General features: G+C 68.2%; 15 protein-coding genes. 9 read left to right on the top strand and 6 right to left on the bottom strand.

Annotation, left to right across the window (positions count from 1 at the left end; genetic code table 11):
- Position 1: 1 nt before the first annotated feature.
- From panD to panC, 3 genes are read left to right on the top strand one after another with little or no spacing between them, the layout of a single operon-like run.
- Positions 2 to 403, top strand: coding sequence for an aspartate 1-decarboxylase (gene panD, locus AC1D2O_RS20970; RefSeq protein ID WP_442285846.1), 402 nt, complete (start codon positions 2 to 4; stop codon positions 401 to 403).
- An 18-nt stretch (positions 404 to 421) separates the two neighbouring features.
- A complete protein-coding gene (gene panB / locus AC1D2O_RS20965) occupies positions 422 to 1,306 on the top strand; it encodes a 3-methyl-2-oxobutanoate hydroxymethyltransferase (protein ID WP_478087686.1) in 885 nt (294 codons plus the stop codon).
- A 10-nt stretch (positions 1,307 to 1,316) separates the two neighbouring features.
- The gene (gene panC, locus AC1D2O_RS20960; RefSeq protein ID WP_478087684.1) at positions 1,317 to 2,180 is read left to right on the top strand and encodes a pantoate--beta-alanine ligase; all 864 of its coding nucleotides are present in this window, start codon (positions 1,317 to 1,319) and stop codon (positions 2,178 to 2,180) included.
- Here the strand turns inward: panC and AC1D2O_RS20955 are convergent.
- The gene (locus tag AC1D2O_RS20955; RefSeq protein ID WP_478087682.1) at positions 2,155 to 2,289 is read right to left on the bottom strand and encodes a hypothetical protein; all 135 of its coding nucleotides are present in this window, start codon (positions 2,287 to 2,289) and stop codon (positions 2,155 to 2,157) included. The two genes, panC and AC1D2O_RS20955, sit on opposite strands and share 26 nt — an antisense overlap.
- Before the next feature lie 23 nt (positions 2,290 to 2,312).
- On the opposite strand from AC1D2O_RS20955, the gene AC1D2O_RS20950 reads away from it, so the two are divergent.
- The 3 genes from AC1D2O_RS20950 (at position 2,313) to AC1D2O_RS20940 (ending at position 3,936) form a co-directional block, all read left to right on the top strand.
- A complete protein-coding gene (locus AC1D2O_RS20950; protein WP_478087680.1) occupies positions 2,313 to 3,164 on the top strand; it encodes a LysR family transcriptional regulator in 852 nt (283 codons plus the stop codon).
- A 329-nt stretch (positions 3,165 to 3,493) separates the two neighbouring features.
- Positions 3,494 to 3,742 carry a hypothetical protein gene (locus tag AC1D2O_RS20945; protein ID WP_478087678.1) on the top strand — a complete coding sequence of 83 codons (249 nt, stop codon included), beginning with the start codon at positions 3,494 to 3,496 and terminating at the stop codon, positions 3,740 to 3,742.
- Positions 3,739 to 3,936, top strand: coding sequence for a hypothetical protein (locus AC1D2O_RS20940; RefSeq protein ID WP_478087676.1), 198 nt, complete (start codon positions 3,739 to 3,741; stop codon positions 3,934 to 3,936). Before AC1D2O_RS20945 ends, AC1D2O_RS20940 begins: the two co-directional genes overlap by 4 nt.
- A gap of 60 nt (positions 3,937 to 3,996) precedes the next feature.
- Here AC1D2O_RS20940 and senB read toward each other — a convergent pair whose 3' ends face one another.
- Positions 3,997 to 4,971 carry a selenoneine biosynthesis selenosugar synthase SenB gene (gene senB, locus AC1D2O_RS20935; protein WP_478087674.1) on the bottom strand — a complete coding sequence of 325 codons (975 nt, stop codon included), beginning with the start codon at positions 4,969 to 4,971 and terminating at the stop codon, positions 3,997 to 3,999.
- On the opposite strand from senB, the gene senA reads away from it, so the two are divergent.
- Complete coding sequence (gene senA / locus AC1D2O_RS20930) at positions 4,970 to 6,190, top strand: selenoneine synthase SenA (protein WP_478087672.1); 1,221 nt, start codon at positions 4,970 to 4,972, stop codon at positions 6,188 to 6,190. The two genes, senB and senA, sit on opposite strands and share 2 nt — an antisense overlap.
- A gap of 24 nt (positions 6,191 to 6,214) precedes the next feature.
- Positions 6,215 to 6,562 carry a copper-binding protein gene (locus AC1D2O_RS20925; protein WP_478087670.1) on the top strand — a complete coding sequence of 116 codons (348 nt, stop codon included), beginning with the start codon at positions 6,215 to 6,217 and terminating at the stop codon, positions 6,560 to 6,562.
- A 33-nt stretch (positions 6,563 to 6,595) separates the two neighbouring features.
- On the opposite strand, the gene AC1D2O_RS20920 is transcribed toward AC1D2O_RS20925, so the two are convergent.
- From AC1D2O_RS20920 to AC1D2O_RS20910, 3 genes are all read right to left on the bottom strand, one after another.
- Complete coding sequence (locus AC1D2O_RS20920) at positions 6,596 to 8,770, bottom strand: copper-transporting P-type ATPase (RefSeq protein WP_478087694.1); 2,175 nt, start codon at positions 8,768 to 8,770, stop codon at positions 6,596 to 6,598.
- 194 nt (positions 8,771 to 8,964) lie between these two features.
- Complete coding sequence (locus AC1D2O_RS20915) at positions 8,965 to 9,405, bottom strand: hypothetical protein (protein ID WP_478157848.1); 441 nt, start codon at positions 9,403 to 9,405, stop codon at positions 8,965 to 8,967.
- A gap of 118 nt (positions 9,406 to 9,523) precedes the next feature.
- Positions 9,524 to 9,775 (bottom strand): heavy-metal-associated domain-containing protein, encoded by a 252-nt coding sequence (locus tag AC1D2O_RS20910; RefSeq protein ID WP_478087666.1) that lies wholly within the window; start codon positions 9,773 to 9,775, stop codon positions 9,524 to 9,526.
- A gap of 196 nt (positions 9,776 to 9,971) precedes the next feature.
- Here AC1D2O_RS20910 and add point away from each other — a divergent pair, with 196 nt between their 5' ends.
- On the top strand, positions 9,972 to 10,988 hold the full coding sequence (gene add / locus AC1D2O_RS20905) for an adenosine deaminase (protein WP_478087664.1): 1,017 nt from the start codon (positions 9,972 to 9,974) through the stop codon (positions 10,986 to 10,988).
- A gap of 33 nt (positions 10,989 to 11,021) precedes the next feature.
- Here the strand turns inward: add and AC1D2O_RS20900 are convergent, their stop codons facing one another.
- Positions 11,022 to 12,554, bottom strand: coding sequence for a hypothetical protein (locus AC1D2O_RS20900; protein WP_478087662.1), 1,533 nt, complete (start codon positions 12,552 to 12,554; stop codon positions 11,022 to 11,024).
- Between the last annotated feature and the right edge of the window lie 69 nt (positions 12,555 to 12,623).

The raw sequence follows: 12,623 nt of genomic DNA, 5'->3' as shown, positions 1-12,623 counted from the left end.
CATGTTCCGCACCCTGCTCAAGTCCAAGATCCACCGTGTCGCCGTCACCGACTGCGAGCTGCACTACGAAGGCTCCTGCGCCATCGACGAAGACCTGCTCGACGCCGCCGGCATGGCCGAGAACGAACAGGTCCACATCTGGAACATCAACAACGGGGAGCGCTTCGTGACCTATGCGATCCGCGGCGAGCGCGGCACCGGCATCATCTCGGTCAACGGCTCGGCCGCGCGGCGGGCCGCCGTGGGCGACCTGATCATCATCGCGGCCTTCGGCCTGGTGCCCGAGGAGCAGGTGGCGGCGCATCGGCCGAAGCTGGTCTTCGTCGACGACGCCAACCGCATCAAGGAAGAGCGCGCCCACATCCCGGTGCAGGCCGCCTCGGGCGAAGCCGTCGCGGCCTGACATCGGGAGCAAGCGGACATGACATCCCTCCCCGCCGCCGATGCAGCCACCCCCTACGGCACCCTGCCCCCGGCCTCGCCGCCGGCGGCCCGCAAGCCGCTGAGCCTGCCGCGCCTGGCCGACATGCATGCGCGCGGCGAGAAGATCGTCATGCTGACCGCCTACGACGCCACCTTCGCGGCCGTGGCCGATGCCGCGGGCGTCGAGTGCCTGCTGGTCGGCGACTCGCTGGGCATGGTCTGCCAGGGGCTTCCGAGCACCGTGGGCGTGTCGCTCGACACCATGCGCTATCACACGGAGAGCGTGGCGCGCGGACTGCGCCGCACCCAGGGCACGGCGTGGCTCATCGCCGACCTGCCCTTCGGCAGCTACCACGCGTCGCGCGAGCAGGCACTGCACAGCGCCACGCAGCTGATGCAGGCCGGCGCGCACATGGTCAAGCTCGAAGGCGGCGGCTGGACCACCGAGACCGTGCGCTTCCTCGTCGAGCGCGGCATCCCGGTCTGCGCCCATCTCGGCCTGACGCCGCAAACCGTGCATGCCCTGGGCGGCTACCGCGTGCAGGGCAAGGGCAGCGAGGCCGCGGCGCTGCTCAAGCAGCAGGCCCATGCGCTGCAGGACGCGGGCGCCGCGATGCTGGTGCTCGAGATGGTGCCCGCCGCGCTGGCGACCGAACTCACGAACGAACTGCGCCATTGCGCGACCATCGGCATCGGCGCCGGCCGCGGCACCGCGGGCCAGGTGCTGGTGCTGCACGACATGCTGGGCGTCGGCCTCGGCAAGCTGCCGAAGTTCGTGCGCAACTTCATGGCCGATGCGCCGGGCATCGCGCAAGCCATGCAGGCCTACGTGCGCGCCGTCAAGGACGCCAGCTTCCCCGACGACTCCCTCCACGCCTGGTAGGCACACGACCATGCACATCGCCCGCACCATTCCCGAACTGCGCGACCACCTGGGCCGCTACCGGCGCCCCGCCTTCGTCCCCACCATGGGCAACCTGCACGACGGCCACCTGGCCCTGGTGCGGCAGGCGAAGCCGCTGGGCGACGTCACCGTGGCCAGCATCTTCGTCAACCGGCTGCAGTTCCTGCCGCACGAAGACTTCGACACCTACCCGCGCACCTGGGACAGCGACTGCGAGAAACTGCGCTCGGCCGGCTGCGACCTTCTGTTCGCGCCCGACGAAAAGGCGCTCTACCCCGAACCCCAGACCTGCAAGGTGCACCCCGACGGCGCGCTGGCCGACATCCTCGAAGGCCATTTCCGGCCCGGCTTCTTCGTCGGCGTCTGCACGGTCGTGATGAAGCTCTTCGCCTGCGTGCAGCCCCGCGTGGCCGTGTTCGGCAAGAAGGACTACCAGCAGCTGATGGTCATCCGCCACATGGTGCGCCAGTTCGCGCTGCCGATCGAGGTCGTCGGCGGCGAGACCCGCCGCGCGGACGACGGGCTGGCGCTGTCTTCGCGCAACGGCTACCTGGGCGACGCCGCACGCGCAGAGGCCGTGCAGCTGTCGCAGGCGCTGCAATCGATGGCCGCGGCCGTGCGCGCGGGCGAGCGCGACTTCGGCGCCATCGAGGCGCGCGCCATGCAGGCCCTCAGCGCGCGCGACTGGCAGCCCGACTACATGGTGCTGCGCCGCCGCTCGGACCTGCAGGCGCCGACGGCCGGCGAGCCGCTGGTGGCGCTGGCGGCGGCGCGGCTGGGCAGCACGCGCCTGATCGACAACCTCGAGATCGACGGCGTCGAATCCCTCACAGCCCCAGGACAAACCGCCTGATCTCCGGGTGCGCCAGCACGTCGGCTGCGCGCTGCAGCTCGACCTCCGGTCCTGCGGCCGACACCTCGTCCATGGCGCTGTCGTACTGATCTACCTGCGCCGCGAGCATGCATTCACAATGGCGCGATGCGCATGGAATGGAGCGACCTCCGGATCTTCTTGGCCATTGCGAAGGAAGGCTCGCTCGGCGCCGCCGCGCGCCTGCTCGGCCAGAGCCAGGCCACGGTGGGCCGAAGGCTCCGTGCGCTCGAGGAGGCCATCGGGCAGCCGCTCTTTCTCAGAACGGATGACGGCTTCGTACTGACCGATGAAGGCGCCTCGGTCCTGCCCCGGGCCGAGCGCATCGAGGGAGAGACCCTCGCGCTCCAGCGTGAACTGTCGGGCAGGGATCCGGAACTCGAAGGACTGATCCGCCTCTCGTCCTCGCACTGGTTCGGCGAGCACCTTCTCACGCCGGTGCTCGCGGAGTTTGCGGCTCGCCAACCGGGCGTGGTGGTCGAACTGATCACGAGCGCACGGGCCTACAGCCTCCTGCGACGGGAGGCCGACCTGGTCTTTCGGGTCTACCCGTTCGACGATGCGGAGATCGTGTCCCGTCGACTGATGAGCATCTCCTATGCGGCCTATATGCGGGCAGGCGCCAGACACCCGGCTGCGGGCGACGGCGCCGGGACGGCCCTGGTCACGATGGACCTGGCCTCTGGCGCAACGTCCGATGCGGCCTGGCTGAAAGCGATCCTTCCGAACGCCACCGTGATCGCACGAAGCAACAATCGCGACGTTCAGGCGAGGATGTGCGCACTGGGCGCAGGCCTGGCCGTGCTGCCCCGCCCGCTCGGCGACTCGTTCGCCCAGCTGGAGCGGGTCGACCTCGGCGACGAGCCACCGAGCCGCGACACCTGGCTGGGCTATCACCGCGACATGCGACGCCAGGCCAGACTGCAAGTGCTGCTCAACCTGCTGATCGCACGCCTGGCCAACTGAGCCACGCGCAATCAGCCGCCGCGACCGGCTACCACCGAACTCCGAAGCCCACGCAGATCGCCACGACGGCGATCAAGCCGGCCAACACGAACTTGGTCATGCGATCCCTCGGAGGGGGACGCTTCTTGGGCTCGTGGGTCATGTCCGCGCGATTCAAGGGTGAGAAGCTGCTGAAGCTCTGGGGGTCGGTCGAGGGAGGCTGCATGTAAACAATTGTGTTCATCATCCCTACAGGCTCCAAGGAATAAATGCACACCTAAGTACCCATTATTGAAGCCCCGCTTGAGATGCCGCTCCGGGAAAAAGCGGAGGGACGATCCGGAAGAAACGTGAACTTTTTCATCACTTACCTCTGGATCGTTTGCTTTTTTGTAGACATAATTGGTTACATGACGGACAGCAACACAACCCGCGGATGGTGGAACAACGACGTCGACCCGACCGAGCGCATGGCCCTGAGCCAGGCTCACCGGGAACGCACGCGAGCGCAACACGCCGCCGGCTGGCGACGCAACATCGCGCTCGGCGTCCTGCTCGTGGCCGTGCCGGTCCTGATTCGCGTATTGACCTCCGGATGACGGCTGATTCCTACCCAGCGCCGGTGCCCTTGGGCATCGCCCAGCTGCGTAGGATTGCCCTGGAACTGCGCCTGCGAGCGCTGCGCGGCCAACCGAACGCCGACGCCGTCGCCGACGCACTGGATTCCGTGATCCGGGCGCGGCATGCCGCACGCGCCCGCAAGCGTCACGAGCCGGAGCGAAGACCGCTCTGACCGGCCCGCAACCCCTCCGGGCGATCGCCTCGGACTTGAACGCGCACCTGGCAGTGGCTGCTAGGTGCGGTCTCCCGCCTCGTGGCCGAGCATGTCGCCGAGCAGGCGCGCCACCGCCGTCGCCTCGGCCGCGGTGTCGAAGAGGGTCTCGCGGCCGGCGCACTGCCCCCGCAGACGAGACAGGAATGAAGGGTCTTCGTGCGCGCGCCGCATCAGCCCCGCCAGGGCCGAAGCATTGCCCGCCTCGAAATAGCCGTCGTAGTCACGCCCCAGCAAGCCGACGTTGCCGTCGATCCGGCTCGCCAGGACCGGGACCTGCGCCCGCACCGCCTCGATGACCACGTTGGCGCCGCCCTCGAGCCGGCTCATGTGCACCAGCGCCCGTGCGCTCGCCATCCATTGCCGCGCCACGGGTTGCGGCAGGCCGCCAAGCCAGCGGTAGTCCGGGCATTCGTCCATCGTCAGGCGCGCCTGGTCACCCAGCGCCGCATCCAGTGCGTTGCCGATGTGGACGATGCGAATGCCCGTACCCCGGAGCTGTCGCGCCGCCAGCATCAGCGTCAGCGGGTCCTTTTCGCTGCGCAAGTGCCCCACGGCAACGAAGTCGCAAGGGTAGGCGGCCGGTTCGACGCACGACACACGAGGCGCCGACTGGACGATCACGCGCGCCTTCGCCTGGTCGGCCGGGGACAGGCCGCGGATGGCCTCTTGCTGCAGAACCACGATGTGACTGGCACACTGCAGCGAATGCTGCGCTGCCGCGTCCGACGCCAGGTTGCCGTACAGGTCGGTGCCGGTCAGCACCAGCGCCAGGGGCCGCTTCGGATAAGCTTTCCGGAATCGCGCAATGGAGTCGGCCGAGCGACGCGCATGCAGGGCGATCATGGCCCTCGCGTCCTCGCCGTCCCATTGCTGCACGATGGTGGTCGGCGCCCGCGCCGACAGGAACTCCCGCCATCGCGCGGCCGTGTGCCAATTCCCGTTGTTGCTTGATTCGACCGCCGGCGACACGATGACCACAGGAGACTCGTTCATGCCAGCCATGGTGCCACGACCCGCGATCGAAGCGAAGGATGCCCGCCGCCTGGGCGGACAAGCGCTGTCGGACGCCATGCGGGACAGTCGTCGCCGCACGCTGTCGCTCGTCGACGACCTGTCCGATGCGCAGTGGCAGGTTCCCCACCAGAACGGCATCAACCCCATCCCCTGGGAGCTTGGCCATCTGGCCTGGTTCGGCGAGTTCTGGATGCTTCGAGGCCCGCACCATGCGGGCGACGACGGCTGGGTCCGGGCGGCGCTGCCGGCTCGGATCGCCGGCCCAGACACCCTCTTCGACTCCGCCCGGCTCGCGCACGCCCTGCGCTGGCAAGCGCCGTTGCCTTCGCGCCAGGAGGTGGGCGACATGCTGGCCGCCCAGCTGGAGGCTTGCATCCAGGCCTTGCCGGACGGCGACGACGATGACGCGCTGTACTTTCATCGCCTGGCCCTGTTCCATGAGGACATGCATCGCGAAGCCTTCACCTGGATGAGCTCGGCGCTCTGCTATCCCGCACCTGCGGGCACAGGGCTGGCACCGGTTCCCCACGGCAGCCCGATCAAGGTCCCGGGTGGGAGCGTTCGCATCGGTTGGCCTCCGGATCGCCGCGGCTTTGCGTTCGACAACGAAGGGCCGAGCCGCGTCGAGGCGCTGGAAGCCTTCGAGATCGACGCGCGGCCGGTGACGGCGGGCGAGTTCCTGCGCTTCGTCGAGGCCGGCGGCTACAACGAGCCGGCGTATTGGCCGGGCATGGCGGGCGCGTGGCGTGCCACGGCCGCGCGGGGACATCCCGAGCGCTGGCGACTGCACGAGACGGCGGCAGGCAAAGCGTGGCAAGTGCGCTGGTTCGACCGCTGGCTCCCGCTGGACCCCGATCTGCCGGTCATCCACGTCAATGCCTTCGAAGCCGAAGCCTACTGCGCGTGGGCAGGCCGAAGGCTGCCGCGCGCGGCGGAGTGGGAGCATGCCGCGGCGCTGCTCGGCCTGGCGTTCCATTGGGGCGCCAGCGTCTGGGAATGGACCTGCGACGCCTTCCAGCCGTACCCCGGCTTCAAGGCCGGTCCGTACACGGACTACTCCCAGCCCTGGTTCGGCGACCACCGCGAGTTGCGCGGCGGCGCTTTCGCGACGCACGAGCGGATGCACGACCTGCGCTACCGCAACTTCTTCATGCCGCATCGGGCAGACATCTTTGCGGGGTTCCGAACGGCTTCGTGAAGACAACATCCACGGAAAACCACGATGAAGCCCACAGCCATCCTCATTGCTCTCTCGCTCGTCTCGTGGGCTGGCGCACAGGCGCAGCCCAGCACGCGCGCGGCGGCTGCCCCGGGCAAATCCTGGAGCGTCGGCACACTGCCCGCCATGGCCCTCACCGAGGGCGAAGTGGAAAGGGTCGACAAGGAGCACGGCGAAGTCGTCATCAATCACGGCGACCTGCCCAACCTCGGCATGCCCCCGATGACCATGGGCTTCGCCGTGGCCGACAAGCGGATGCTGGACCGGCTCAAGCCGGGCGACAAGGTGCGATTCAACGCGGAGAGCAGGAAGGGCGAAGCGACGGTGACTTACATCGAATCGGCCCGCTGACCGCCATCACCCTGCGTACCTCCTTTCCGGCTGTCAGTCGTCCAGCCTGGCCGTTCGCAACCGGAGGGAGTTGGCGATGACGCTCACCGACGACAACGCCATGGCGGCTGCCGCCACGACCGGCGACAGCAGGATGCCGAAGAAGGGATAGAGCACGCCGGCCGCCACCGGAATGCCGAGCACGTTGTAGCCGAAGGCGAACCAGAGGTTCAGGCGGATGTTGCCCATCGTCGCGCGCGACAACTGGCGCGCCTTCACGATGCCCATGAGGTCTCCGTGCAGCAGCGTCACACCCGAGCTCTCCATGGCCACATCGGTTCCGGTGCCCATGGCGATGCCCACGTCCGCCGCAGCCAGTGCCGGCGCATCGTTCACGCCGTCTCCCGCCATCGCGACGACGCGGCCTTCGGCCTTCAATCGCTGCACCACCGAGGCCTTGTCCTCCGGAAGCACCTCGGCCACGACCTCGTCGATGCCCAGCTCCCGGCCGACCGCCTGCGCCGTCGTCCTGCCGTCGCCGGTGAGCATGACCACGCGAACATGTGCCTTTCGCAGCGCGGCGATGGCCTGGGCCGTGCTCGCCTTGATCGGGTCCGCGATGCCAACGAATCCGGCCAGGCGGCCATCGATGCCGACGAAGATGACCGTGGCCGCCTTGGCACTGACCGCCTCGGCGGCCTTGGCCAGCGAGGCGACCTCGATGCCGCTTTCCGCCAGGAACTTGGCGCTGCCGCAGACGATGCGGGCGCCGTCCACGACACCGACCACGCCCTTGCCCAGGGGCGAGTCGAAGTCGGCCACGGGCAAGAGCGCAAGCTCGCGCTCCAGGGCGTCGGCCACGATGGCCGCAGCCAGGGGATGCTCGCTGGCCCGCTCCACGCTGGCCAGCTTCTGAAGGACATCGCCGGCCTCGAAGCCTTCCACCGGCTGCACGGTCACGACCTTGGGGCGACCCTCGGTCAATGTGCCCGTCTTGTCGACCACCAGCGTGTCGACCTTCTCCATCCGCTCCAGCGCTTCGGCATCCCGGATCAGCACGCCGCTCTGCGCACCACGCCCGACGCCGACCATGATGGACATCGGCGTGGCGAGCCCCAGGGCGCAGGGACACGCGATGATGAGCACCGCCACCGCCGCGATGAGCGCATACGAGAACGCCGGGCTGGGCCCCCACACGAACCAGGCGACGAAAGCGAGCGCCGCCACGGCGATCACCACCGGCACGAACCACCCTGCCACCTGGTCCGCCATGCGTTGAATCGGCGCGCGGCTGCGCTGCGCGGCGGCCACCATATGGACGATCTGCGAGAGCAGCGTGTCGGCTCCGACTTTCTCGGCGCGCATCACGAAGCCGCCGGTCTGGTTGAGCGTCCCCGCAGTGACTTTCGAGCCCGGCGCCTTGGCCACCGGCATCGGCTCCCCGGTGACCATCGATTCATCGACGGTGCCCTTGCCGTCGATCAGCTCGCCGTCGACCGGCACCTTTTCGCCGGGCCGCACGCGCAGCGATTCGCCCACCTGCACGGTCTCCAACGGAACGCGCTCGTCGGTCCCGTCGGCCTTCACGCGCACCGCCTCCTTCGGCGCCAGGTCGAGCAGCGCGCGGATCGCGCCCGAGGTCTTTTCCCTGGCCCGGAGTTCGAGCACCTGGCCGAGCAGCACCAGCACCGTGATGACCGCGGCGGCCTCGAAGTAGATGGCGACCGCGCCGTCAGGCCCCCTGAACTCGGCCGGAAAGACCTGCGGCATCAGCGTCCCCACGATGCTGTAGACCCAGGCCACGCCCGTGCCCAGCGCGATGAGGCTGAACATGTTCAGGCTGCGGTGCTTGACCGACGCCCAGGCCCGGACGAAGAAGGGCCACCCGGCCCAGAGCACGACCGGCGTTCCGAACAGAAGCTGGACCCAGTTCGAGGTCTGCTGCCCGATGAGGTGATGGATGTCCATCAGGTGCCCGCCCATCTCCAGCGCAAAGACCGGGACGGTGAGCGCCAGGCCGACCCAGAAGCGTCGCGTCATGTCGCGCAACTCGGGGCTCTCTCCGGTTTCGGTCGTGGCCACGACCGGCTCGAGCGCCATGCCGCAGATCGGGCAGTTCCCCGGGCCCATCTGCCGCACCTGAGGGTGCATGGGGCAGGTGTACTCGATGTCCTTCGCGCCCGCCTTCGGCGCCTGGCTCGGCTGGGACGGCGCGTGGCCGGCGTGCATGCCATGGCCATGGTGACCGTGATGGCCCATGGGGTCGGGCATCTTGGCCGCGTCGAGCTTGGACGTGGTGTCGGGCGTCATTGGCATCTTCGTTCCAGCAATAGTGATGCTGAAGTCTCCACCTTCCCATGGCGGGAAGGTCAAGCCCCAGGACGGCTTTCGCCCGCTTCAGTCCCGAGGCTGCGCGGATGCCGCTACTTGGCGGCGGGCGGCCGCGCGGCCTCCCGGTCCACCATCATCTGCATCATCATTTCCATCATCTCCATGCGCTGCACCATGTCGGTGTGCATGGACGGACCGCCGGGCATCGATGACTTGCCGCCCATCTGGCCCTGCATCGGCATGCCGCCGCCCATCTGGCCCATCATCGCCATGCCGTCCTGCATGGCCTTCATATGGACATTCATCAACGCGGCACGCTCCGCGGGCGTCTTGGCGGCCATCATCTTCTGGTGCATCTCCTGCATCGTCTTCATCTGCTGGTCGAACTTTGCCGGGTCGACCTTCGGTGCGGATTCAGCCGCCGGGTGATGCGCGTCGTGCGCTTCCCCCTGCGGGGCCCCCGAACCAGAGAACGAGGAACAGCCGGCCAGCGTGACCGCCGCGGTCGTGACGAGCATGCTGATGAGCTTCATCGTGGTTCACCTTGTGACGCGAGCGCTCGGAAGCGCGCTCGATGTCACCAGCATGCGCGCGGAGACCCCCTGCGCCCTTGATGCAGATCAAACGGGTGGTCTCAGGGGCTGCCCTTGCCTATCCGCAGCAACAGCCGCTTCGCTGCGCTGCCGCAGGGCGGGAAGCGCCCTCGATGGCCACCGGGCTGTAGCCCGCTCCCTTGATGGCGTCGTTCAGCTGTTGCGCCGTTGCAGCGGCCGGCTCGATGTGCACCCGATGCGCGGCCAGGTCCACCTGGACTTTGGCGTCGCTGTCGATGCCGGCGACCGCCTTGCTGATGGTGCTCGCGCAGTGGCCGCAGGTCATGTCGTTGACTTCGAAGGTAATCATTGCTTGGCTCCAAAGGGAAGTACTTGAAGCGTTCAGTGTTAACCCTCCCATCATGGGAAGGTCAAGGCCCCCATTCATTTGTGGCCAAGATGCACCGGCGAATACAGGCTATGCACGCGAGCGCATGACGTCGGGCCGCCGACGCGCGAGACTGGCGGGCTGGCGCCTCACGGCGCATGCACAACCGGGCACCCCCATGAACCACTCTCAGACTTCCCCTATCGACAAAGACAGACTGAAGGCCTTGCCCAAGGCAGAGGTCCATGCGCATCTCGAAGGCTGCTTCGAAATCAGCTCTCTGGCGCAATGGGCAGCGCAAGCGGGCGTGCCCCTGCCCAGACCTCGCGAACGCTTGTTCGAGTTCGAAGGCCTGGCCGACTTCCTGCAGTTCCTCGACTGGGCGTGCGGCCTCGCGTCGACCCGCGAGCGCCTGGCCGAGTTGAGCTACAGCTACAGCAAGCGGCTCGCCGACAGCGGTGCAGGCTACGCGGACGTGATCGTCAACCCGACCCATTGGGAGGCGTGGCAGGGTCGCCTGCCCGACATGATCGACGCCATCGATGCCGGCTTCGCCGCCGCAGAACAAGACGGACTTCCGCCGGTGGGCCTGTGCGTGAGCCTGTTGCGTACGCAATCGGCCGACGCCGCGGCCGAACTGGTCGACACGCTGGTGGCCCTGCGACACCCGCGGGTCGTGGCACTCTCCATCGATGGCAACGAGGCTGCCGCCGGCCGCACGGGCCCGCGTTTCGCCCAGGCGTTCCGACGCGCGGGTGCGGCAGGGCTGCGCCGCACCGTGCATGCCGGCGAGTCCAGCGGCCCCGAGGGCGTTCGGGATGCCATCGAACTGCTCGGCGCCGACCGCATCGACCATGGCGTGCGCGCGATCGAAGATCCGGAGCTGGTTCGACTGCTGGTCGACCGGCAGATACCCCTGGGCATCTGCCCGACCTCCAACCTGACCTTGGGCGTCTACCCTCGCATCGAGGACCATCCCATCGACCGCCTGCGCCGTGCCGGCGTCGCCGTGTCCCTCAACACCGACGATCCGGCCTTGCTGGGGGCCAGCCTGGTGGGCGAGTACGCCATGTGCCGCAAGGCGTTCGGCTGGTCGGATGACGATCTTCGATCGCTGGCACGCCATTCGATCGATGCGAGCTTTGCCAATGCCGACGTCAAGGCACGGCTGAGAGAGGCGCTGTCGAACTGGTGAGAAGAGAAGAGGTGCCGTGAGATCATCGGCATGTCACCAGAGCAAGACTGCGCACACGGTGGACACGACGAGCCCTGTGACGACGGGAATCAGCAGCGCCCGCACCGCGGACAGCACCGGCACCCGCGCGAAGCCCGCAACCGCGATCAGCGAGGACCACGCAATCAGCGTGCCGCCGCCGGTCCACACGGCACCCATCTGGCCGACCGCGACCAGCGTCGCCGCGTCCATGCCGGCGGCGGGCGCCAGCGCCCCCGACAGGGTGCCGGTGAGGGGCAGGCCGGCAAAGCCGGAGCCGTCGATTCCGGTGATCATGCCCACGATCAGCACGCCGAAGGCGACGAAGGCGTGGTTGTGGGGGATCAGGTGCTGGCCGCTCTGGATCAGCTCGAACAACAGGTGCGGCGGCTTGGCGTCGGCCGCCATTCCGAGGATCGGGCCGGCGGTCTCGCCCGCGCCAATGAAGAAGAAGCCGGCGATCGGCAGCACCGAGCCCATCGCCTTGAAGGCGAACACGAACCCGTCGGTGATGTGGTCGGCGCTGACGTCGAGCATCTTGCGCGGGCCTTCGGCGGCCAGCGTCGCCAGGATCATCAGCATCGCCGCCATGCCGCCCACCAGCGTCGCCGCGGCACCGCCCTTGAGCTCGGGCAGCGACGGCACGACCTTGGGCATCACCATCGTCGCGATGACGGCCAGGAAGGCCAATGGCGTGAGGATGGCGAAGACCTTGGACCAGACGATGCGGCGTGCCGTCAACGCGTGCAGTGTCTTCTCGATCTGCGCATCGCTGAGGAAGGGCGCGTCGCGGCTGGTGCCGCGGGCGAGCTCCGCCTTGTCGAAGGTCCCGGCGGCTTCGAATTCGGCGCTGCGGCCATGGGTCGGCTGCCCCTGCCACTTCACGAGCAGGGCATTGCTGGCCGGCACGATGCGGTGCCGCAAGGACAGGTAGGCGATGAGCAGTGCGATGACGCCGGTGATCAGCGACAGCACCAGCGCGCGGTCGGCCACGATCGCGGCCGAGACACCGGCGGCGCGGGCACCGATCCCGGGGGCGACCCCGATCACGTAGTCCGACGACAGCGCCATGCCCTGGCCGGCGATGGCGACCGCCACGGCGCCGGCCAGCGGCGGCAGGCCAGCCGCGATGGCCGCGGGCAGCAGCACCGCCGACACCAGCGGAACGGCGGGGGTCGGCCAGAAGAACAGCGAGATCAGGTAGGTGATGCCGGCCAGCACGAAGTACGCGACATGCCCGTTCTTCATGATCGCGCGGAAAGGCTCGACCATGCGGATGTCCGACTGCAGCGCCTTCAGGGCATTGAGCAACGATGTCATCAAGGCGATGACCAGGAAGATGTTGAACAGCTCCTTGGCCGCGACGAAGCTCGCATTGAAGATGCTGCCGAGCGCCGCCACCGGACTGTGCGTCCAGGCGAGCGCGACGCAGAAGGTGGCGATGATCGACGGCACGACGACGTTGGCGCGGAAGATCATCGTCAGGACGATGGCGCCGACACCCAGCAGGTAGACCCAGTGGGCGGCGTTGATGCTGATGGAATCCATCTGTGAACCTCGTGGAGTTGGGGTTGTTCTGTAGAAGAAGACGCACTGAAACGGTATACAGTATTCCAA

The organism is Variovorax sp. P1_G12, from assembly GCF_056405555.1.
The sequence above is the reverse complement of the archived record's forward strand: the minus strand, read 5'-3'. Positions and strand labels throughout refer to the sequence as shown.